Source organism: Marinomonas rhizomae (assembly GCF_024397855.1).
GTDB classification, from domain to species: domain Bacteria; phylum Pseudomonadota; class Gammaproteobacteria; order Pseudomonadales; family Marinomonadaceae; genus Marinomonas; species Marinomonas rhizomae_A.
The window spans coordinates 1,471,411-1,492,646 of sequence record NZ_CP073343.1 but is presented as its reverse complement, the minus strand read 5'-3'; the positions used below and the strand labels follow the sequence as shown (position 1 = coordinate 1,492,646).

Below are 21,236 nucleotides of genomic sequence, written 5' to 3'. Positions count from 1 at the left end.
ATCAATTTTTCACATTCAAAGTCTATTTAAAATATTTCGTTATGATATGGTCAATAGTCATAATAGATATAGCAAGAAAGGCACTGCCGAAAGCAAGAAACTTGAGGTACTATTATAACTATATTTCATAATACGAGCCCACAGAGATCTATGAAAAAGCATATTATACCATCACTTATCGCTGCAGCCGTTCTAAGTAGTACAGCTGCCCATGCTGAAAGCATTTACGAAGTATACAAACTTGCAAAACAACATGACCCAAGTTTACGAGCTGCCGCTGCGACCTATCAAGCGCAAAAAGAAGGTGTAATCGTTACTAAAGGTAATCTATATCCTAGTATCAGCTTCAACGGTAACCTTGGATATGATAAAACAGATACGCCTTCAGCTGACTTTGACAGCACATCAAATAGCCTATCATTAAATTTAGATTACCCAATTTACTCACCTGCTCTTAACTATGGAGTTGATGCGGTAGAGCTACAATCTGAAAGTGCTGGCATTAGTTACAACAACGCTGAAGAAGACCTAGCCCTTAAAACGTTAACTGAATACTTCAACCTATTGATTGCACAATCTACGCTGCAAACTACAGAAGCCTTAGTTAAAAGTACTGCAAGTCAGCTAGATCGTGCGAAAAAACAATACGAAGTGGGCTTAGCCTCTATTACAGACTTACAAGATGCCCAAGCAGAATATGACTCTGTTCGAGTAACAGAGCTAAGTGCGCGTTCACAAGTATCTTATGCGCAGAAAGCACTTTATCAAAGAACAGGACAAGAAATTAAAGTCATTCCTCAACTGGCTAAAGACTATCCTATTCGTCTAGATCCTAACATGACAGTGAACTCTTTAATTGCTAAAGCACGCATAGACAACAAAGACTTAAAAATCCTAAATCTGTCTGTTAAGAGCGCTGAAAACAATATAAACATTCAAAAAGCCAGCGGCCGTACCCCGGTCGTAAAAATCACAGGCTCTTTATCAAGACAGGACACTGACTACGGCAACGGCGCGCCAGCAAGTATGCAGGATGGCGTGACAAATAACGCTTCTGTTGCACTGGGCGTTAGTATCCCTCTATACAGTGGTGGAGCAATTAACGCTTCCGTTAGACAAGCAACATCACAAGCAGAATCAGCAACGGAGCAAAGAGCTAGCTCGCTACAAGCTATTGAGCTTAACATCCGCAGCCTGTATCTAGACCTGCAAACGGCAGTAGCTCAAATAGATGCTCAGCAACAACTGATTCGCTCACGCACAAGCGCATTAGAAGCTACAAAAGCTGGATACGATGTTGGTACACGTAACCTTGTTGAGCTATTGGATGCCCAGTCTAACCTCTTCGATGCTCAGAACACTTACGAACAGTATCGATACAACTTCGTGGTGAAAAAACTGAACCTATTAGAAGCAACTGGTGACCTTACAGAAGACAAGATCAAAGAGCTGGACAAATGGTTAGTCGCTAAAAACTAATCTAGCCTTTGTAGTGACCAATAAAAAGCCGTAAAACACTGTTTTACGGCTTTTTTATTTCCCAGCGAATAGTCAGATTAACTTAGCGGGCTATTAACTTTTCTCGCTTGGTGAAACGAGCTAGAACTTTATACAAGCCAAAGGCATCTCGGCTGCCTGCTAATTCACGAATCGAGTGCATACCAAAAGTCGGCAAACCGATATCAATCGTTGGCACACCAATTTCGCCAGACGTAATTGGCCCTATCGTACTACCGCAGGCCATATCACTTCGCACAACAAAACACTGAACTTCGTAATTCTCTTCGGATGCAATATCACGATAAATACTGGCTGTTTCGCTATTGGTTGCATAACGTTGATTAGCATTTACTTTAATAACCGCACCTTTATTAATAGAAGGCGCATGGTTCTTATCGTGCTTATGAGCATAGTTAGGGTGCAAAGCATGAGCATTATCAGCAGACACCAACATAGAGCGCTGAATTGATTGAACATATTGCTCTGGGTCTGGTGTTAAACGATGCAATACATCTTCTAAAAATGGACCATTTGCACCACAAGCGGACAAGCTACCAATCTCTTCATGATCAGTACAGATAAGCAAGCTAGGGCGCTGTTGATCGGAATCCAGCAAAGCACGCAAGCCAACAAAACAACTTAGCAAGTTATCTAATCGAGCTGAACAGATGTACTCTTTGTGCAAACCAACGAGAGCAGCGGGTTGTGTATCGTACAAACTCAGCTCAAAATCCAGTACCGTATCAATGGTCAAATCAGCATACTGCTTCTTAAGTTGAAATTTTAACAACTCATGCAGATCAAACTCATTTTCTGCACCACACAAGATTGGCAAAATTTCTTCTTGAGGGTTCACTGAAAACCCTTCATTTGCTTGGCGATTCAAATGGATGGCCAAATTAGGCACCACGGCAATAGGGTCTTTAAAGTCCACCAAACGGCTCACAATGTCGCCTTCTTGTGTTTTCAGTGTGATACGACCCGCAATGGATAAATCTCGGTCCAACCAAGTGTGGAGCAAAACACCACCGTATACTTCAACACCCAGCTGATGATAACCAAAGCGATCAACTTGCGCATTGGGTTTCAATTTCAAACAAGGGCTGTCAGTATGACCTCCTATCATGCGCCACCCACTTTGGCTAACATTAAGCTGTGGCATTGTAAAAGCGATTAAAGAGGACTCATTGCGCGTGACAAAATACTTTCCGCCCTCTTCTATCACCCAATCATCTTCTTCTACTAGCTCAGCAAAACCCTCAGCTAGCAAGGCGCTGCGCATACTAGCGGTGGCATGAAAAGGGGTCGGAGAAGATTGCAAAAATGACAGTAAAGAGTCGTTAAAATTTGAAAATTCCATAATGTCCTATAAGCAGAATGCTTTAAAAAAGTGACTTTTTAACACTTTGGCTAGCCTTACAGCCCAGTGTCTAATATGATTTTACCAATGACGTATAAAATAGACAGAGAGAGCCCATACCGGATGAACTATAAACGCCTTTTGCTTTGCCTTTTAACCGGCTATACCTTTGCCTCAACACCCGCGTCTGCTTATCAGGAGCTGCAGCCTCCTCATGAATACGACAAAGTATCAAAAGAACTCGTTGAGATGCTTGAAGGCATTCATTATAACAGACCTCACATTGATGATGCCATTTCCGAGAAAGCCTTCGATTACTATATTGATGCCCTAGACCCGAGCAAAAGTTTTTTCCTACAAAGCGACATAGACAAACTATCGCAATATAGAGATAGCTTTGACGACGCATTGAGAGACGGCGACACTACCGTTGCCTACACTATTTACAACCTTTACCTTAAACGCTTAGAAAAACGACTTCTAAACCTGCAAGATCATTTGCCAGAGATGGTTAAAGCTTTCAATTATGAAATTGATGAAACGCTTAACGTAGACCCAGACACCCAAAAATGGGCAACAACCGAAGCTGAGCTCGATGACTACTGGCGCAAGCGCCTTAAAAATCGCGCGCTGACCATGAAGCTTAATGGTGAAAGCGAAGAAAAAATCATCTCAACTCTCGAGCGCAGCTACAAAAATCAAATTAAACGAGTTGATCAAACCAACGCAGTCGATGTATTTCAAACCTTCGCAAACTCAATCACCGCGGCACTGGACCCTCATACCAGTTACTTTGCTCCACGTGCATCAGAAGCCTTTAATATTAATATGAGTTTATCTCTAGAAGGCATTGGTGCGGTTTTGCAAATGGATGACGACTATACAAAAGTTGTGCGCTTGGTGCCTGGCGGCCCGGCCGCTACTCAAAGTGAGCTTGCCCCTAACGACCGAATTATTGCAGTAGGCCAAGAAGGCAAACCTATGATCGATGTTGTTGGTATGCGCCTTGACGATGTTGTCGACATGATCCGTGGCGAAAGAGACACTACCGTAGTATTGGAAGTAACCCCTAGCAAAGGCGACACTCAGACAAGCAAACGTATTAGCATTGTGCGCAAAAAAGTGAAACTTGAAGACCAATCGGCTAAAAAAGAAATCGTTGAAGTGGAGCGTGATGGCCAAAAATACAAAGTTGGCGTAATTACCTTACCAACTTTTTATTCTGATTTTGCCGCCATCCAAGCTGGCGACAAAAACTATAAAAGCTCTACTCGCGATACAAAAAAACTTATAGAAGAACTTCGTAAAGAAGACATTTCAGCACTGATTCTTGATTTAAGAAATAACGGTGGTGGCTCACTTCAAGAAGCCAATGCTCTAGCTGGATTGTTTATTCCATCTGGTCCAACCGTACAAATTCGCGATCAAAGCGGACGCGTAACACCATTAGGCGACTCTGATCCGGCGATTGTTTACAGCGGCCCAATGGCCGTGTTAGTAAACCGCATGAGCGCATCCGCTTCTGAAATCGTAGCGGGCGCGTTACAAGATTACGGACGCGCCTTAATTCTTGGCGATCAAACTTTTGGTAAAGGCACCGTCCAAGTATTACAAGACATGGACAAGGGCCAACTAAAAGTGACTCAGGCTAAATTCTATCGAGTCTCTGGTGAAAGTACCCAGCATAAAGGCGTTATGCCAGACATCGCCTTCCCTTCTTTGGTCGATAAAAAAACCATCGGAGAAAGTGCACTAGATAACCCTTTACCTTGGGATAAAATCCACGAGACTCGCTACCCAATTTATTGGAATATGCCAGCTTACTTACCTATTTTAGAACCACGCCATGAGGCCAGAATGGCCAAAGACCCTAATTTCATTGCAATCAATGGACAAATTGAAGAGTTCAAAAAGCAAGCTGAGACCTATAAAACCATCTCTTTGAGCGAAAGCACACGCATACAACAAAGAGAAGACAACAAAAAAAGCGAGCTAGAGCGTGAAAATACTCGACGCAAAGCACTAGGACTCGAACTACTCACATCGGTTGATGATATAAAGCCTATCGAAGAAGACACTTACGCAAAAGAAGCGTCTGAAATTCTATTAGACTTTATAGCCACCAACCAGATGGCCGAAAAACAAGCTGAGAACAAAACAGCGCAAAACTAGAAAATAAAATAAGAAGAACGAAAAACGGTAGTTTACTGTTTTTCGTTCTTCTTTTTTATACATCACCTCAATCATTAATCCATTGATACGAACATTACACCATGGCAAAAGCGTCATCCGACCGGAATACAATCGACCTATTTGGCAAAGCCCCTGGCCGTCCTCGCACCCAACCTCTTACTCGAAAAGACCAGCTCAAAATTAATAAACGAGCGCAGCGAGAAAAAGAAAAAGCCCAAGGACTAAAACGCTTAGAGCTCATTATCGAACAAGACCTTATCGACAAATTGGATAAACTCTGCGAGATGAATGGATTAAAACGTGCTGAATGGCTAACTCAGCAAATTAACAAAAGCCTAGATAAAACCAAAAACACAAGATCCAAAAAATAAGGTCATTCACGATAGTGATTTGCTATACTAGCCAGCCATTTTAAACAGCAAACAGAAAAACAGACTCGATATGGCCAAACTGTATTTTTATTACTCCGCGATGAACGCAGGAAAATCCACCGTTTTACTGCAATCTGCTCACAACTACCAAGAGCGAGGCATGCGGGTTTTACTTCTTACAGCATCGATAGATGACCGATTTGAAACAGGGCAAATCGCTTCTCGTATTGGCATATCTGCAGAAGCTTGCTTGTTTGATAACGACACCAACCTTGTTGCGTTAATTCAAAATGAAATCAATCAGCAAAGATTAAGCTGTATATTGATTGATGAAGCGCAATTCTTAACCAAAGAACAAGTTTATGCGTTATCTGAAATTGTCGATAAACAGCACATTCCTGTGCTCGCTTTTGGCATACGCACCGATTTTCAAGGAGAGCTGTTCGAAGGCAGCCAAGCCTTACTGGCTTGGTCTGATAAGTTAATTGAATTGAAAACCGTATGTCATTGTGGCAGCAAAGCCACCATGGTCATTCGACTTAATGAACAAGGAACCCCTGTTAAAGAAGGCGCGCAAGTAGAAATAGGCGGTAACGACCGCTACTTGTCCGTCTGCCGAAAACACTTTAAAGAAGCCGTGAGAGACTAATTATGTGGTTCAAGAACGCCCAGATATTCCAACTAAAAGATACCGAATCACTAGATACCAATGAACTCATCGACAAAATTCCTGAGTTCCCATTAAAAGAGTGCGGATCTCAAGAAGAGTTCTCTTTCGGCTGGCTTCCACTTATTCGTAACAGCGAACAATGGAGCTTAGCAAGTGACCGTTGTTTGCTATTCCGTGCAGGTAAAGAAGAAAAAGTTTTGCCTTCTGCCGTGGTACGGGAAGAACTGGAAGCCAAAGTAGCTGAAATCGAATTGATTGAAGGTCGCAAAGTAGGTCGTAAAGAAAAATCCGACATGAAAGACGAATTGGTTTTTACTCTTCGTCCGAAAGCCTTTTCTAAGCGCACAGACATCTGGGCATACATTGATTTGCAAGCCAAAATACTGGTTCTCAACAGCACAAACGCCAGCATGACAGAACAGTTGTTTAAGCACTTGCAAACGACGCTTGGCAGCTTCCCAATGACGCCTTTGCAAGCACAGGTTTCACCGTCATCACTGATGACGGATTGGCTAGTAAAAAATGAAGTGCCAGCTAGCCTAGAAACCGGTGACGAATGTGAAATCCAAGACGCGTCTGAAGACAAAGCAACAATTCGCTTTAAGTCTCTAGAGCCTTTATCTGAAGACGTTACACGTCATTTGCAGCAAGGCATGGCAGTGAAAAACCTAGGCCTACGTTGGACAGATAAACTAAGCTTCGTACTTCATGACGACCTAACATTACGCAAAATTAAATTTGATGACGCATTAAAAGAAGCGGCTTTTAATGACTCTCAAGGCGGCGGCCTTTCTGATATGGACGCCAACTTCTCCCTAATGTCATTAACCATGAGAGAGTTTTTCAGTTCTTATTGCTTATGGTTTGAAATTAATTAGAACCCCGTCTTTTCTCAGCTCCCCAACCTTTTCCACAGATATCGTGGATAAGCTTGGGGAGAACATTGGGTAAGCTAGACTACATGGCGCTCTTGCTACAAAGATCCAAAATGCACCAATTTAAACACGCATAATCTGTCCCAATTAATGAAGCTAAATACAAAAAAAATATCAATTAACTCCAATATTAATTCCTACTTAATCTCAAACAGTTAATAGAAACTTAAGATAAATTAAGTAAGATGAATGATGTTAAGGCCCCTTTGCACTAATTCGCGAACACAGCAGTCGTGCAAAGGTCTCGTTAAACAAACGTCGTATTAACAAACCCTACAACAGGTCAAAAAAGCCTCATGACAAAACTGAAGCAAGAACAGGACATAGCGATAAAGGTTACCCTTGTCGGAGCCTTTTGGGACGCACTACTCGGTTTAGCCAAAATAGTAGCGGGGTATTTTTCGCAATCCCAAGCCCTAATAGCAGATGGTATTCACTCATTATCCGACTTAGTTACCGATGTCTTTGTCTATTTTGCATCGGCTAACTCACGTCAAGGACCAGATGAAAATCACCCTTACGGCCACCTTCGTTTTGAAACCCTAACAACCGTCTTTCTTGGTATGGTGCTTATTGTTGTTGCCTTTGGCATTGGCTATGAAGCCCTCAGCGCAGAACAATCACAAGCCCAGTTAACTTGGTACGGTCTGGCGGCTTTAGTGGCGACCATCGCTGTCAAAGAAGCTATTTTCCATTACACCAAAAAAGCTGGCGACAAAATTGGCAGCAAAATGTTGATCGCCAATGCATGGCACAGCCGCAGCGACGCCCTTTCTTCTGTCGCTGTTTTGATTGGTCTAGTCGGTGTTTACTTTGGGTATGGCTGGGCAGATATGGTCGCATCGATTGTCGTTGCCCTATTAATCGGCAAAATGGCCATCAGTATGGTGTGGGAAAACCTTGCGGAACTGGTAGACACAGCACCCGATCCAAAGCTCATTGCGCAAATCAAAGACACCGCCAACAGCCTAAAACATGTTATGGCGCCTCATGATGTTCGAGCTCGCTCTATGGCAGGAAAAATTTACCTAGATATGCATATCCATGTACCAAGCCATGCGAGCGTCAGTGAAGGACATTACCTTGGAGATCTAGTGGCTTACACCATCAAACAAGCGCACTCTCAAGTAGAGGATGTGATGGTACACATTGATACTGATGAAACGATTCAAACAGACAGTTTCACCCACAAGTCTGGAAAGCCGCCACACTTAAAACTACCAGCACGCCATCAAATATTGGCAGATTTGGGCTTTTTACTACGTCAGCATTCAGGCTATGTGGATATCCCTAACTCTCGCCTGCACTATTTAAACAACAAACTTGATTTAGAAATCATTGCTAACTCGGCCAACACTCCCGAAGGTGCCGACCTAGCGCAACTGACAGCAAGAATTTTGCAGGAGCTACAAACAACAAGCTATATCAACAAAGCCACCGTGCTTTGGGCTTTTCAAGAATAAATAGAGAAGACTAATTACTAGGCTCGTCCGTGAGAGTATCGTCATTAAGATACTCCACTGGCAATGCCTTGCTCGTCTTCGCCCCCATCATTTTCAACTTCTCCGCCCTTGCAACCAGATTCCCCCGCCCTGCGGTTAACTTCTTCAAGGCTGAATCGTGAGTACGGCTCACCGCTTCCAGTTTGCTACCTATGTCATCCATATCTTGCACAAAGCCTGAAAACTTGTCGTACATTGCACCGGCCTGACGAGCGATTTCAATGGCATTTTGACTCTGTTTTTCGTTACGCCAAATATTTTGTATCGTTCGTAAGGTTGCCAACAAGTTAGACGGCCCGACGATAATAATATTGTGCTCAAAGGCTTCGCTGAACAACCCATTGTCGCCCTGTAACGCCAAACCAAACGCCGCCTCAATTGGGATAAACAACAACACAAAATCCAGTGACGTCACGCCCGGCAGGTCATGGTAATTCTTGGCGCTTAGCTCTTTCATATGGCGTCGTACTGCATCTAAATGCTGCTTTAACGCTCTATTTCGGTCTTCATCAGTTTCCGCTTCCATATAAGCCAAATAACTAATCAGCACCATTTTAGAATCAACAATGATCTGCTTACCTTCAGGAAGATGAATTACCACGTCTGGCTGCAAACGTCGGCCCTCTTCCGTTTGATAAGAGGCTTGAGTCTGGTATTCACGGCCCTTTTCTAGTCCTGAGCGCTCTAAAATACGCTCTAGAATCACTTCCCCCCAACCACCTTGCAGCTTGTTTTGACCTTTTAAAGCATGGGTTAAGCTCACCGCATCATCACTGATTTTCTGATTCAGTAACTGCAATCCTTTAATCTCTTTCACCAAAGAAAACCGTTCACGAGCTTCTTCCTGATAACTCTTTTCTACGCTTTCCTGAAACTTTTGGATCTGCGAGCCAAGCGGCGTTAGCAAAGAACCTAACTGACGTTCATTCTCTTTCGCTAATTGTTGCCCCTGCTGACTCATAATCTCGTGAGCCATTTGCTTAAATTCGGTTTCGTTTTGCTTTTTTTGCTCACGGTAAAACGCTTCTTTTTCTTGCCAGACATTTTGTGCAGCAGCAAATTGTTGCTCCAAAGTCAGCGACTCTTTCTCCAAATAATGAATCTGATCTTTCGATTGCTCCAAAAGACGCTGTAATTCCTCATTTTGTAGCTGCATTTTTTCTTGTGTATGCTGCCACTGACGGCGCATAGCCTGTACAATACCGCCAGCAATACCAGATAGAAGAATCGCGCCGATACAAAAGCCCGATAACACCCAAACTGATTGCGAAAGCCAATCTGTCATATAAATTTAAACTCGCTATTTTAAATGTCTGTTTTTAACAAAGTGAGGCATTTGCATGACGTCACAAGCAAAGGCAAGACGAGGCAAAAATAGACGAAAAAGCGGAGTTTATAAATTATAAATGAGCATTTTGAGTCTATTTTTAACACTGTATTGGCGCGCGCAGCAGTCATGCTAAGGTCTCGATAAGTTTACATGGATTACTACCTAAGCCCAACACACACGCAACGCTTTGATCTAGAAATAAAAAATAGCCAGTTCATCACTACCGTGTGCCGTACCAATGGACGAGATGCGGCAAAGGCTTTTATCGAAGAAATGCGCCAGCGTTATCCTGATGCTAACCATCATTGTTGGGCATTTATCGCAGGTGTGCCGAATAATGCGCATTTATGGGATCAAAGTGACGATGGCGAGCCGAAAGGCACGGCAGGTAAACCCATGTTAAATGTGTTACAGCATTCCGATTTTGGGGAAACTACCGTCGTCGTGACGCGCTTTTTTGGTGGTGTAAAACTCGGTGCTGGCGGCTTAGTCAGAGCCTATAGCCAAGCCGTGCAAGAAGCGCTTTCGCAAACAGAATATGAAAATGTGTATCCACGCAGCCCCGTTCAGCTAAAAATCGCCTACCCTTTATTGGGAAGGGTTGAATATTGGCTAGAGCAGAGCGATATAGAAATAACCAACAAAACTTACAGTGACAGCATCGTTATTGACCTTGCTGTTATAGAACGTACTTGGCCTGACCATAAAGTCACATTGACGGATTTATGCCAAGGTAGCTTAACTTTAATTGAACCGGACAACGCATAACTATGTACCAAACTGGACAAAGATGGAGTAGCCGCAACGAGCCTGATCTCGGCGTAGGCATGATAGTAGACACGCAAAACAAGTCTTTCACCTTACATTTCCCAGATGCGGAAGCGGATCGTCAATACTCAAATGACCAGACCAGTCTTGTTCGACGCACGTTAACCGTCGGCGATCAACTGCATTTCCAAGATGAAACCTTCACCGTCTTGGAAGTAGAAGAAATTGACGATCTGATCGAATACCGTATCAGCGAAGACGATGATTGGTTAGAAGAGTCCATCATTCAATTCCCACGTAACGACAAGAACGAACTCGACTCCTTATTGGCACTGTCGCCCGCTCGTCGCATGTGGTTCGACCTACGTCGTCATACGCTTGAACACCAAGCAGCCAATGCCGCATCGCCAGTACGCGGTTTAATGGGCTTGAAAGCGGAACTTCTGCCTCATCAGATCTACCTTGCCCATGACATTGCCAACCGTCCAAAAGCGCGAGCACTGTTGTGTGACGAAGTAGGGATGGGTAAAACGCTAGAAGCAGGTCTGATCTTGCATCAACGCCTACTAAACGGTCTCTGTAAACGTGTTCTGATTTTGACACCAACCAACCTGCAGCATCAGTGGTTGATTGAAATGCTACGCCGTTTCCACCAACCATTTTCACTAATCAATGAGTCCGTTTACGAAGACTTCATGGACGGTGACGACAACCCATTTGAGCAACAACCATTTGTTATCTCACCAATCGATTGGGCGAGCCAACACCCAAAAGCCACTCAACACATGCTTGATGCAGAGTGGGACATGGTCATTGTCGACGAAGTCCATCACCTTGCTTGGCACCCAGAAACACCGAGTGTTGGTTATCAAGTAGTCGCACGCTTAGCGGCTAAGACAGAATCTCTATTGCTATTGAGTGCAACACCAGAACAAACTGGCGAACGTGAGCACTTCTCTCGTTTACAGCTTTTGGACGCCGATCATTACCATGATTTCGAGCATTATCAAGCGCAACAACACGCCTTCAAGCAAGCCGCTGAACTCGCTGAATCTTTGCTACCATTCAGCCAAGAAGACAGCGCACCAGAGCCGTTGGATTGGAATACAGCGTTTGGTTCTTATCTAAAAGAAGTTAGCGCTAAAGAATGGTTCCAAGCACTCACAAGCAAATCAGGTGCAGAGCAAACTGAAGCCGCAAAAGAAGCCATTAGCTGGCTAATCGACCGTCATGGCACGGGACGAGAAATGTTCCGTAACACCCGAGCAGCAGTTGGCGGCTTCCCTGACCGTTATTTGCATTCTTACCCTTTAGACAACAATGAACACTTCGAGTCTGCCAACCACCATGTGCAACCAGAAACTGACGTTGCTGATGGACTATGGGAAAAAGACCCACGCTGGGGTTGGTTAAAAGAATTTCTAGAATGCCAAGCAGACAAAGTACTGGTCATTTGTCACAGTGCAGATATGGCGCAATGGCTCAACGACCAACTGACTTTCGCTGGTTTCCAAAGTGCTGACTTCCATGAACAAATGCCACTTATCCACCGAGATCGTGCAGCGGCTTATTTCGCAGACGAAGACGGTGCGCAAATTTTGGTATGTTCTGAAATCGGCAGTGAAGGCCGTAACTTCCAGTTCAGCCATCACATCGTCATGTACGATCTGCCAGAACACCCTGATTTACTTGAACAGCGCATTGGTCGTCTTGATCGTCTTGGACAACTAAATGACGTACAAATCCATGTGCCATACATCAAACAAAGCGTACAAGAGCGCCTATTTAACTGGTATCACCACGCTCTAAACGCATTCTGCCGCACTACCGGTTCTGGTGACAAAGTGGAAGAAGCCTTTGGTGACAGCTTGCATGCTTATTTACACGGCCAAGACGACGACACAGATCTTCTTAAAGAAGCCAACATCTACCATGAAGCCCTGTTAAAGCAAATGGAAGAAGGCCGTAATCGCCTGCTAGAAATGAGTTCATGCCGTCCGGAACAAGCTCGTGCGTTAATCGATCAGATTAACAACCAAGCGACAAAAGGACTGCACCATTATATTGAGCAAGTCACTCACGCCTTTAACATCTATGCAGACTGCATGAATGATGAACCTGATCGTGCGGCTTGGTTCTTGCGCCCTTCTACCGACATGATGCTAGAAGCTCTACCAGGCATCGAAGAAGAAGGCAAAATGCTCATGCTTGATCGCCGTCAAGCGAGCCAACGTGAAGACGTGGCGTTCGCAACATGGGAACACCCTCTGATCACCATGCTTATGGATGAAGTCCAAGGCTTTGACTCTGGCAAGCTTACTTCGGCTATCTTGCCAATCGCGGCACTGCCAGAAGGCACGGTATTGGTGGAAAGTATGTTCGTCATCGAAGCGACTGCTCACCCACGTTTGAAATTGACGCAATCACTGCCAATGACACCAATGTGGCAATTGTCTGACTCAAACGGTAAATTCCTCCATCAGCAATTTACCGCCGATAAATGGGCAGAAAAACTGAAAGGCGTGCCAAACCGAGTCGCGGAACAATGGGTTGCCGCCTTACGCAAAAACCTTATTGAAGTACTGCAAGCGCACCAGTTGAATGCTCAAGACCAAGCGCGCCCGATCGTTCACGCAGCGAAAACGTCTTACCAACACCGTTGCCAAAATGAAATCGAACGTTTAGTGGAATTGAAAGCCTTCAACGACACCATTCGTGACGAAGACATAGAACGTCTGGAAACCAACATGCAAGAAGGTTTGACGCGTATCGACGAGCATCAAATCCGCTTGGATGCGATTCGCATCATCTTAACGACCAAGCCGGAATAACATCCTGTGCAGGATGCCGTGCCGAGTCTAGAACTATCTCGCTTAGAGATACTGTACGAAGATGAATGGTTTGCCGTCATAAATAAACCTGCTAATTGCTTATCTGTGCCCGGTCGCGGCCCAGATAAGCTCGACTCTATCTTGCATAGAGCAGAATGTTTATTTGGCGAAGCCTTTGCTATTCACCGCTTAGACGAAGCCACCTCAGGCCTAATCCTTGTGGCGAAAACTCACGAATGTCAAAAACGCATGTACGCGCATTTTCGTGAGAGAGAAGTCAAAAAAGAATATCGTGCGTTACTACGCGGTCATCTTTTAGGCGACAAAGGCGAAGTGCGAAAACCACTGCGCTGTGACTGGCCAAACCGACCCAGACAAATCATCTGTACAGACGAATGGAGTAAAGACTCCATTACCTACTGGGAAAAAATGGCCTACGAGTCGAACACTACCCGTGTTCGACTCGTACCATTTACTGGTCGCTCTCACCAACTTCGCGTCCACATGCAAAGCCTCGGGCACTCAATAATTGGTGATGAATTCTACGACCCAGCATTTCAGAACGACCCTAGGTTGTTACTGCATGCTTATCGATTAGAGTTTCGGCATCCCTTTACAAACGCCTGGGTGGCGTTCGTCGCGGCTTGTCCTTTTTAACTGCAAAACCTTCTTTATTCCCTCCCCTTATGTCTTCCAAGGGGAGGGTTAGGGAGGGGTTATTTCTTTGGTTTTTTAAAGTATATTTGCTTCCTCTCAATGACTCTTAGCTGCAGCTTTCTTCCGCTCTACTGAGCGGGTTACTTTTTGCTAGCGCCCAAACGTCTCATTCATTTTGTTTAATACAGGTTTATCAAGACGATGTAGATCGTAAGGCATAGATTGTTTTATTCGGTGGGAGATAGATCATCAAACAATGACTCTGAAACGCCATAAAGTCGCGCAACTTCGTCGCGTCGAACTGACTGCATAGTGAATTAAGTGATGAAAGCCAAAGATCGTAGGTCTGATGAGGCGAGGAACGAGGCGTGATCTGACGCTGAAAGCGAAGCTTTCATTCTTTAGGCCGAGACTTCTCATAAAATTTCACATGACATAGCCCATTAACTGGGTAATATAAAAACTTCACCTGAATACGGCAACCAAAGGCTTAACCTGTTTCGCCTCTTCTTGATAGCGGTTTCGTGTATCCCAAAGGTCGACGGCGTGTTGAATGTTTAACCAAAACTCTGGTGTATTGCCAAAGGCAGCTGCCAGCTTTATTGCGATTGGTGCGGTTAACACGCCACCGTTAATAAGGCTGCTTACGGTATTACGATGTACTCCCATAGCATCAGCCAGTGCTTTGGAGGTAATGTTCATCGGCTCAAGAAACTCAATTTTGAGCATCTCGCCAACGCTAACTGGGCGACGCTTTGTTTTACGCATATGTTGGTACCTCAATATTTGTGCGGGTCAAGGTAGGTGTTTAGAGCTATTCCTTGGTTCCACTGAAAAATTAAGCGATATTGTTTATTAATTCGTATCGAACACCAGCCTTGAAGATTACCGTCTAAATGCTCAAATCGATTACCTGGAGGAACCCGTAAATCAGACTCTGTCAGTGCCGCATCTAAAATTTCCAACTTTCTATAGAGAGCATTTTCAATATTCTTAGGTATCAACCTGTGACGCTGATCTTCTTCGTAAAATAATTCTAACCATTTATGTTTAAATTCTAATGACATTCGCACTTCCTTGCTGTGCATTAATATACAAATCATATCGCACAGCATTGCTATGCACAACTACTCAAAATTAGTTTCGTAAGGCTAAAGAACTCACACCTAATTAAACAAGTCTGCCCCTTTATAACACCCAAAACACTGCTACACTCTGAATGATGCTCTTCAATCAAGTAAGGAGGCTTAGTCCAATGCTTGAAGTAAATTTGAAATGTGCTTGCGAAACCGTTAAAGGAAAAACCTCTGCCATCAGTTCAAAAATGGGTAATAGGATTATTTGTTGCTGTGATGACTGCCAAGCATTTGCTCAGTTTCTAGGGCAGGAAGAAAAGATGTTAGATCAATATGGCGGGACAGATATATTTCAAATCCCTGTTTCTTTTCTCAAGATTACCGAAGGAAAGTCAGAAGTCGCCTGCGTTAGGCTTAGCCCCAAAGGCATGTATCGCTGGTATACCAAATGCTGTAACACACCAATCGGCAATACGTTTGGCGCCGGTGGTCCATTTATTGGGGTAATTCATAACTTCATGGACAATGCGCAAACACGTGATGTTGATCTAGGCAAAAGCAAAGGCCACATTCTGAGCAAGTTTGCCAAGGCGCCCGTTCCCGAGAATCTTAAAGGGTCATCATTGAGTATTAACATTAGAATAGTGGCGAAAATCCTATCATGGAAACTGAAAGGCCTAAATCAGCCCTCTGAATTTTTCAATCACAATGGAGAGCCAACCTGTAAACCTCATGTCCTTGACAAAAAAAGCTAAGAACTCCTAAAAAATACCTACAATACATATTTCTTCCAAACCAAATTCGCAGCTTGATGCAACAAGCTATGTCGCCATGCGACTTTTTCTTCTTGTCTATCGTAGCCTCCACCAATGACGCAGGCGGTAGGAAGTTTGAGCGCTACGCAAGTTTCGATGACGTATTTATCTCTTTCTAATATGCCTTGGTCAGTTAGATTGACGTAGCCAAGTCGGTCGTCTTGATGAACGTCGACTCCCGCATCGTAGAAAATAAAATCTGGCTGATGTTCAGCAAGTATCGCAGGTAAGGTGTTTTGTAGAATGGATAAGTATTCGTGGTCGTTGGCGCCTTTAGGGATAGCAATATTAATGCCTCCGGCTTGTTTCTTTTGCGGGTAGTTTTCTTCGCAGTGCCAAGAAACAGGAATAATGTCTGTTTTGTCTTTGAAGAAGGCGATGGTGCCATCACCTTGGTGAACATCACAGTCTAGGATAAGTATTTTCTTTGCCCTACCCGATTCGATCATAGCGAGTGCGGCAACAGCGAGATCATTGAATATACAAAAACCTGAACCATGGGAAGGATGCGCATGATGTGTGCCACCAGCAAGGTGACAAGCCAAGCCATGTTCGAACGCGAGTTCGCTAGTGAGTATAGTGCCAGAAACAGCGCGTAATGTTCGTTCAACTAGCCATTCAGACCAAGGTAAACCAATGTCCTTTTCTTCTTGCTTACTCAACTCACCACGAATAAAACGCTGCACATACTCTTTATGATGGGCCGACATGAGTAAGGTAAGCGACAATGGTTCAGGGGAATATTCATTCTCCGCCGTTAAAATCCCTTGCTCCCTTAAAGATTCGGCCAGCAAGCCAAACTTACGCATAGGAAAACGATGCCCAGACGGAAATGGAATACTGTAATGAGGATGGAAAACGAGCGGTAGCAAATCGGCATTCATAAAACAGATAACTTATCTCTTTAAAAAGAGCATCATGCTATCAAGGGCCGCTTGGGGTACGCTACTTTCTTTTACTATTTGCTTTTGGCAACGAGCACTTTTCGAATGGCGGCATTAAAAGAATCGATTAGATGTGGTGGAAAACCTTTGCCACTTTCAAAGTTGACCATTTGCACGGCACGCATGGCACTTTTATTGTAGTCACTACCAGATTTCCCCCAAACGATATCAATAAACATAACAGCCATAGATAAGATAAACGCACCTTGCGGGATTAAGGAGCCAACCAAACCCTCAGAAAAACCCGTTCCATCAAAACGTTCTTTATGCGCTTTCACCATGTCGACAGCCTCTCCCCAACCCTCATGCTTGGAGAGCAGTTTAGCCCCAACTAACGGGTGATTTTGTTCTGCCAGCAGTTTTGATTCATCGTCTTTGCAATTCAAAATAACCGCCATCCCCATGTTATGCATATAAGCGGCCGCACTCAGTTGAGCAGGATCGACCGGGGTTTTGCACTCAACATTAATCAATTGGCAAAGCTTGAGAATACGATCGCCACGCTCTGATGAATAACCCAACAAGCGGTGAAGCTTTTGGCTAAATCCAATAAATAAATCTATGTCGTTTTTTTGCTCTTCTGTGTATTCAACTTTGACAATGACAGACGTGGCTACAGGCTCTTCTTTCTCTTCCTCTGTTTGATTACATTGTCGAAGCAAAGCCGCGGCCATTTCTGGGCGTTTGCCATCCTCTTCTTCGGCATATATTTCATCTAAACCAAGCTGCAATTGATCACGCAGGGCAACTTCTGCAACATGGGACTGATAAATTTGCTCAAGCAAACTGTAGACTTTTTCAATCACCACAATAATGAGTTCACCTAAAAAAGGGTGATATTGAATGTATCCACCACGCATGCCATCGACAATTTCCTCTAGCTTGTGAAGCACACCAACTAATGGATCAAGAAAGCAAACAGAACAATTTCCTTTCATGCTGTGCAAAGAACGAAAGAGTTTGTCTAATTTATCAAATGAAAAGCCATCACCTTCGATACTATTAATGGTTTCTTCGATCTCTTGCTGTGCTTCAACATAGCATTCGAGTAAGTCATCCTTGATTTCTTTTTCCAACGCTGAAAACGCTTTACACGCAAAGTGGCTCATTTTTATCTTCCATTGCAAGGAACAAACTACCTATCGAGATGCCTATTTAAGTCTGCTCAAAAAACGGGCAATTTATAGCATCGCTTTCCTATTGTAGTTAGAATAATTGTAAGCGTGCACATAGAGTATGTTTCATTATGCAAACGAGGTATTTATGCCAAATTACTGGCTTATGAAATCTGAACCAGATGCGTTTTCCATCGACGATTTAAAACACTTAAAGCGCTCGTCTTGGGATGGCGTAAGAAATTACCAAGCCCGAAATTTCATGAAAGAGATGGACGAAGGTGACTTAGTATTTTTTTATCACTCGAGCTGCACTCCAGCAGGCATCGTTGGAACAACCAAAGTCTGTAAAAGTGCTTATCCAGACCACACCAGTTGGGACAAAAATAGCGCATACTTTGATGCTAAATCAACACCAGATGATCCTCGCTGGTTTATGGTCGATGTGGAATTCGTTGAAAAATGGTCATCCATTTTGACGTTAGCAGAATTAAAGAAAAGCCCTGCACTGGTCGATATGCTATTAACAAAGAAAGGCAGTCGCCTTTCTGTTATGCCAATTACTCAAAGCGAATGGGAATACATCACTACAATGTTAAAGAAATAACAACGTCATTTTTTAGGGATTTATTACATCCCATTCAAAGTCTATACCCACAGTAGGTTTGTGGAACAATTTAAAATGATGGTGCAAAACACTGCAATAGTGCAAGCTTCCCCTATTGCAACCAATACAACCTGAGATGGCAGAGAAAAAAACCGCCGAGTGAAAGCCACAATTGTCCAAACGTTTAAAGCAAGTTAAGCGTAGCCGCTTCCTAGGTGGACAATTTGGAGCGTCGATCAAATGAACGAAGCGCAAAAAACCAAGCCGTAAATTATATTAATGGAACTCCCGCTCACGTTGTTTTAAAGAAACAGCGTAATCAAAATAATACAAAGCGACAACACCCAAATAATCGTAATCTTTCCCGGTTCTTGCAATGATGCCCACACTACCCATCTGAAGATATTTTTTTGGCTGGAAATACGTTTCAAGACGCCAGCCAATTTCGTCCACATTGTACTTTTCTCTGAATAAAGAGGTACGTAGATCTTCATTGAAATAATAGCTAATACCGATACGAGAGCTGGTCACATTACTTAATGTGGTATCTGATGATATGTAGTTTGTCGTCACTGAAACTGGACCAACAAACAATTCACCTAAAAACTGCCCTATTACATCGCGCTCCGTATCTTGAGCTTCATCCATAGGCTCCATCTCAGTCACACCAAGCCCCAGACCTAAGCGCCCGTATTCATTGCTTAAAAACCAATTAGAAGAGAATTCAGATTGTGCGAAGCTGTTTTTTGAAGACCCAGTAATCAGATAGTTGCTGTTTAGCAGCAACTGAGTTGATAAATAATCGTTGATCGGAATATTCACTTTAAAGTCAATGTTCATCAGTGACTTTTCGTCTAACAAGCCATAACCAAGCCCAAAAGCAAAGTTTGTCATATCGCTTGTTGCCATAACAACCTCTTCCCCATCTCCTGACAGGTCACTCTCTGCATAAAGGTGGCTATTTAGCAGCAACGACAATAAAAGAACACGCGAAAATTGGCTCAAAATACATCCATACTAAAATTTGAATTATATTGCTATTGTGACTGGTCTTTTACAAAAGCTCCAGTAGCAAAAAATGTGACTATTTTCACATAAAATGAAGGGAATTCAGAACACCTCTGGGATTCGGAAGCAAAGCCCAATATAATAGCGCCAAAGTCGGTTAGACGAACTCATTTTTAGGTTAATACGTTACATGGCAAAAAAACTTTTTATCCAGACTCATGGCTGTCAAATGAACGAATACGATTCATCTCGTATGGCAGATTTACTTGGCGAAAGTCATGAAATGGAACTCACAGACAACGCAGACGAAGCTGATGTTCTGCTTCTAAATACTTGTTCTATACGCGAAAAAGCACAAGACAAGGTCTATCACCAATTAGGCCGTTGGAAAAAGCTTAAGCAAAAGAACCCAAACCTTGTTATCGGTGTGGGTGGTTGCGTAGCGAGCCAAGAAGGCGATGCTATCCGTAAACGCGCCAAGCATGTCGATATGATTTTTGGACCTCAGACTCTGCATAAATTACCTGATATGGTGAACGCAGCCGGAAAACATATTCCGATAACGGACGTGACATTCCCTGAAATTGAAAAATTTGATCATTTGCCAGCGCCTCGCGTTGAAGGTGCTGAAGCCTTTGTTTCCATCATGGAAGGCTGTAGTAAATACTGTACATTCTGTGTTGTGCCTTACACTCGTGGCGAAGAAGTGAGTCGTCCTTTTGACAGTATTTTAAAAGAAGTAGTACAACTGGCCGAACAAGGCGTTCGTGAAATCCATTTATTAGGACAGAATGTCAACGCATATCGTGGTGAAACAGTAGAGGGTGATGAAGCAGACCTTGCTGATATTATTCACGCTGTGGCACAAATCGATGGTGTAGAACGTATTCGTTTCACTACATCGCATCCTGTTGAATTTACCGATAGCTTGATCGAAGCCTTCCGCAATGAACCTAAGCTAGTAAGCCATTTACACTTACCAGTACAAAGTGGCGCGGACAATATTCTGAGTGCCATGAAGCGGGGTCATGATCGTCAATATTACATTGATAAAATCAACCGCATTAAAGCAGCGCGCCCTGGAATCAGCCTATCCTCTGACTTTATCATTGGCTTCCCAGGCGAAACGGATGACGACTTTGTCGATACAATGAATTTAATTCAAGAAATCGGCTTTGATCACTCGTTCAGTTTTGTATACAGTCAAAGACCTGGCACCCCGGCTTCTAATTTAGAAGACGATACGCCAGAAGACGTTAAAAAAGAGCGTCTTGCTATTTTACAACGCCGTATCAGCCAGCAAGCCTATGACATTAGCTTGTCTATGGTCGGTGAGGTACAGCGTATTTTGATCAGTGGCTATTCGCCTCGTGATCCTGGGCAACTTCAAGGTCGAACAGAAAACAATCGGATTGTAAACTTCCGTGCGTTCGATCCACAATTGATTGGTAAATTCGCAGATGTTGTTATCACAGATGCTTACCCTAACTCCCTATTGGGTGAATTGGTCAGCTCTGAACTTGATTCTGACTTTATATTACAATAAAAGCGCAC

The 21,236-nt window shown here is 43.5% G+C and carries 19 protein-coding genes; 12 read left to right on the top strand and 7 right to left on the bottom strand.

The window, feature by feature from the left end:
- Window positions 1-150 precede the first annotated feature (150 nt).
- Window positions 151-1,479, top strand: coding sequence for a TolC family outer membrane protein (locus KDW99_RS06935; RefSeq protein ID WP_255828566.1), 1,329 nt, complete (start codon window positions 151-153; stop codon window positions 1,477-1,479).
- Between the two features lie 82 nt (window positions 1,480-1,561).
- On the opposite strand, the gene KDW99_RS06930 is transcribed toward KDW99_RS06935, so the two are convergent.
- Window positions 1,562-2,860 (bottom strand): M18 family aminopeptidase, encoded by a 1,299-nt coding sequence (locus tag KDW99_RS06930; protein WP_255828565.1) that lies wholly within the window; start codon window positions 2,858-2,860, stop codon window positions 1,562-1,564.
- 123 nt (window positions 2,861-2,983) lie between these two features.
- Here KDW99_RS06930 and KDW99_RS06925 point away from each other — a divergent pair, with 123 nt between their 5' ends.
- The 5 genes from KDW99_RS06925 (at window position 2,984) to KDW99_RS06905 (ending at window position 8,492) form a co-directional block, all read left to right on the top strand.
- The gene (locus KDW99_RS06925) at window positions 2,984-5,032 is read left to right on the top strand and encodes a carboxy terminal-processing peptidase (RefSeq protein ID WP_255828564.1); all 2,049 of its coding nucleotides are present in this window, start codon (window positions 2,984-2,986) and stop codon (window positions 5,030-5,032) included.
- Between the two features lie 101 nt (window positions 5,033-5,133).
- Window positions 5,134-5,424 carry a LexA regulated protein gene (gene ybfE, locus KDW99_RS06920; protein ID WP_255828563.1) on the top strand — a complete coding sequence of 97 codons (291 nt, stop codon included), beginning with the start codon at window positions 5,134-5,136 and terminating at the stop codon, window positions 5,422-5,424.
- Between the two features lie 70 nt (window positions 5,425-5,494).
- Entirely contained in the window at window positions 5,495-6,073 is a 579-nt protein-coding gene (locus tag KDW99_RS06915; protein WP_255828562.1) for a thymidine kinase, read from the top strand.
- A 2-nt stretch (window positions 6,074-6,075) separates the two neighbouring features.
- Entirely contained in the window at window positions 6,076-6,972 is an 897-nt protein-coding gene (locus KDW99_RS06910) for a recombination-associated protein RdgC (protein WP_255828561.1), read from the top strand.
- 353 nt (window positions 6,973-7,325) lie between these two features.
- A complete protein-coding gene (locus tag KDW99_RS06905) occupies window positions 7,326-8,492 on the top strand; it encodes a cation diffusion facilitator family transporter (RefSeq protein ID WP_255828560.1) in 1,167 nt (388 codons plus the stop codon).
- A 10-nt stretch (window positions 8,493-8,502) separates the two neighbouring features.
- Here the strand turns inward: KDW99_RS06905 and KDW99_RS06900 are convergent, their stop codons facing one another.
- Window positions 8,503-9,816, bottom strand: coding sequence for a DNA recombination protein RmuC (locus tag KDW99_RS06900; RefSeq protein WP_255828559.1), 1,314 nt, complete (start codon window positions 9,814-9,816; stop codon window positions 8,503-8,505).
- Between the two features lie 195 nt (window positions 9,817-10,011).
- On the opposite strand from KDW99_RS06900, the gene KDW99_RS06895 reads away from it, so the two are divergent.
- Genes KDW99_RS06895 through KDW99_RS06885 form a run of 3 tightly spaced genes read left to right on the top strand, consistent with a single transcriptional unit; the run spans window position 10,012 to window position 14,117 of the window.
- Window positions 10,012-10,629 carry a YigZ family protein gene (locus KDW99_RS06895; protein ID WP_255828558.1) on the top strand — a complete coding sequence of 206 codons (618 nt, stop codon included), beginning with the start codon at window positions 10,012-10,014 and terminating at the stop codon, window positions 10,627-10,629.
- 2 nt (window positions 10,630-10,631) lie between these two features.
- Window positions 10,632-13,460: an RNA polymerase-associated protein RapA gene (rapA, locus tag KDW99_RS06890; protein ID WP_255828557.1), complete on the top strand. Its 2,829-nt coding sequence runs from the start codon at window positions 10,632-10,634 to the stop codon at window positions 13,458-13,460.
- A 6-nt stretch (window positions 13,461-13,466) separates the two neighbouring features.
- Complete coding sequence (locus KDW99_RS06885; protein WP_255828556.1) at window positions 13,467-14,117, top strand: RluA family pseudouridine synthase; 651 nt, start codon at window positions 13,467-13,469, stop codon at window positions 14,115-14,117.
- Between the two features lie 465 nt (window positions 14,118-14,582).
- Here the strand turns inward: KDW99_RS06885 and KDW99_RS06880 are convergent, their stop codons facing one another.
- The gene (locus tag KDW99_RS06880; protein ID WP_255828555.1) at window positions 14,583-14,885 is read right to left on the bottom strand and encodes a HigA family addiction module antitoxin; all 303 of its coding nucleotides are present in this window, start codon (window positions 14,883-14,885) and stop codon (window positions 14,583-14,585) included.
- 11 nt (window positions 14,886-14,896) lie between these two features.
- Window positions 14,897-15,184: a type II toxin-antitoxin system RelE/ParE family toxin gene (locus KDW99_RS06875; RefSeq protein WP_255828554.1), complete on the bottom strand. Its 288-nt coding sequence runs from the start codon at window positions 15,182-15,184 to the stop codon at window positions 14,897-14,899.
- Between the two features lie 188 nt (window positions 15,185-15,372).
- Here KDW99_RS06875 and KDW99_RS06870 point away from each other — a divergent pair, with 188 nt between their 5' ends.
- Window positions 15,373-15,948, top strand: a complete 576-nt coding sequence (locus KDW99_RS06870) for a DUF6151 family protein (RefSeq protein WP_255828553.1) — start codon at window positions 15,373-15,375, stop codon at window positions 15,946-15,948.
- 17 nt (window positions 15,949-15,965) lie between these two features.
- On the opposite strand, the gene KDW99_RS06865 is transcribed toward KDW99_RS06870, so the two are convergent.
- Together KDW99_RS06865 and KDW99_RS06860 are read right to left on the bottom strand one after the other, a co-directional pair.
- On the bottom strand, window positions 15,966-16,892 hold the full coding sequence (locus KDW99_RS06865) for a histone deacetylase family protein (protein WP_255828552.1): 927 nt from the start codon (window positions 16,890-16,892) through the stop codon (window positions 15,966-15,968).
- Window positions 16,893-16,966: 74 nt separating this feature from the next.
- Window positions 16,967-18,061: an HD domain-containing phosphohydrolase gene (locus KDW99_RS06860; RefSeq protein ID WP_255828551.1), complete on the bottom strand. Its 1,095-nt coding sequence runs from the start codon at window positions 18,059-18,061 to the stop codon at window positions 16,967-16,969.
- Window positions 18,062-18,215: 154 nt separating this feature from the next.
- On the opposite strand from KDW99_RS06860, the gene KDW99_RS06855 reads away from it, so the two are divergent.
- Window positions 18,216-18,674: an EVE domain-containing protein gene (locus tag KDW99_RS06855; protein WP_255828550.1), complete on the top strand. Its 459-nt coding sequence runs from the start codon at window positions 18,216-18,218 to the stop codon at window positions 18,672-18,674.
- 276 nt (window positions 18,675-18,950) lie between these two features.
- Here KDW99_RS06855 and KDW99_RS06850 read toward each other — a convergent pair whose 3' ends face one another.
- On the bottom strand, window positions 18,951-19,679 hold the full coding sequence (locus tag KDW99_RS06850) for a hypothetical protein (RefSeq protein ID WP_255828549.1): 729 nt from the start codon (window positions 19,677-19,679) through the stop codon (window positions 18,951-18,953).
- Between the two features lie 193 nt (window positions 19,680-19,872).
- On the opposite strand from KDW99_RS06850, the gene miaB reads away from it, so the two are divergent.
- Window positions 19,873-21,228, top strand: a complete 1,356-nt coding sequence (gene miaB, locus KDW99_RS06845) for a tRNA (N6-isopentenyl adenosine(37)-C2)-methylthiotransferase MiaB (protein WP_255828548.1) — start codon at window positions 19,873-19,875, stop codon at window positions 21,226-21,228.
- Window positions 21,229-21,236: the final 8 nt, after the last annotated feature.

Coding starts and splice junctions, on each gene's coding strand:
- KDW99_RS06880 (WP_255828555.1), bottom strand. CDS start 14,885: ATGCGTAAAACAAAGCGTCGCCCAGTTAGCGTTGGCGAGATGCTCAAA.
- KDW99_RS06900 (WP_255828559.1), bottom strand. CDS start 9,816: ATGACAGATTGGCTTTCGCAATCAGTTTGGGTGTTATCGGGCTTTTGT.
- rapA (WP_255828557.1), top strand. CDS start 10,632: ATGTACCAAACTGGACAAAGATGGAGTAGCCGCAACGAGCCTGATCTC.
- KDW99_RS06860 (WP_255828551.1), bottom strand. CDS start 18,061: ATGAGCCACTTTGCGTGTAAAGCGTTTTCAGCGTTGGAAAAAGAAATC.
- KDW99_RS06925 (WP_255828564.1), top strand. CDS start 2,984: ATGAACTATAAACGCCTTTTGCTTTGCCTTTTAACCGGCTATACCTTT.
- KDW99_RS06895 (WP_255828558.1), top strand. CDS start 10,012: ATGGATTACTACCTAAGCCCAACACACACGCAACGCTTTGATCTAGAA.
- KDW99_RS06935 (WP_255828566.1), top strand. CDS start 151: ATGAAAAAGCATATTATACCATCACTTATCGCTGCAGCCGTTCTAAGT.
- KDW99_RS06875 (WP_255828554.1), bottom strand. CDS start 15,184: ATGTCATTAGAATTTAAACATAAATGGTTAGAATTATTTTACGAAGAA.
- KDW99_RS06915 (WP_255828562.1), top strand. CDS start 5,495: ATGGCCAAACTGTATTTTTATTACTCCGCGATGAACGCAGGAAAATCC.
- KDW99_RS06855 (WP_255828550.1), top strand. CDS start 18,216: ATGCCAAATTACTGGCTTATGAAATCTGAACCAGATGCGTTTTCCATC.
- ybfE (WP_255828563.1), top strand. CDS start 5,134: ATGGCAAAAGCGTCATCCGACCGGAATACAATCGACCTATTTGGCAAA.
- KDW99_RS06905 (WP_255828560.1), top strand. CDS start 7,326: ATGACAAAACTGAAGCAAGAACAGGACATAGCGATAAAGGTTACCCTT.
- KDW99_RS06910 (WP_255828561.1), top strand. CDS start 6,076: ATGTGGTTCAAGAACGCCCAGATATTCCAACTAAAAGATACCGAATCA.
- miaB (WP_255828548.1), top strand. CDS start 19,873: ATGGCAAAAAAACTTTTTATCCAGACTCATGGCTGTCAAATGAACGAA.
- KDW99_RS06930 (WP_255828565.1), bottom strand. CDS start 2,860: ATGGAATTTTCAAATTTTAACGACTCTTTACTGTCATTTTTGCAATCT.
- KDW99_RS06870 (WP_255828553.1), top strand. CDS start 15,373: ATGCTTGAAGTAAATTTGAAATGTGCTTGCGAAACCGTTAAAGGAAAA.
- KDW99_RS06865 (WP_255828552.1), bottom strand. CDS start 16,892: ATGAATGCCGATTTGCTACCGCTCGTTTTCCATCCTCATTACAGTATT.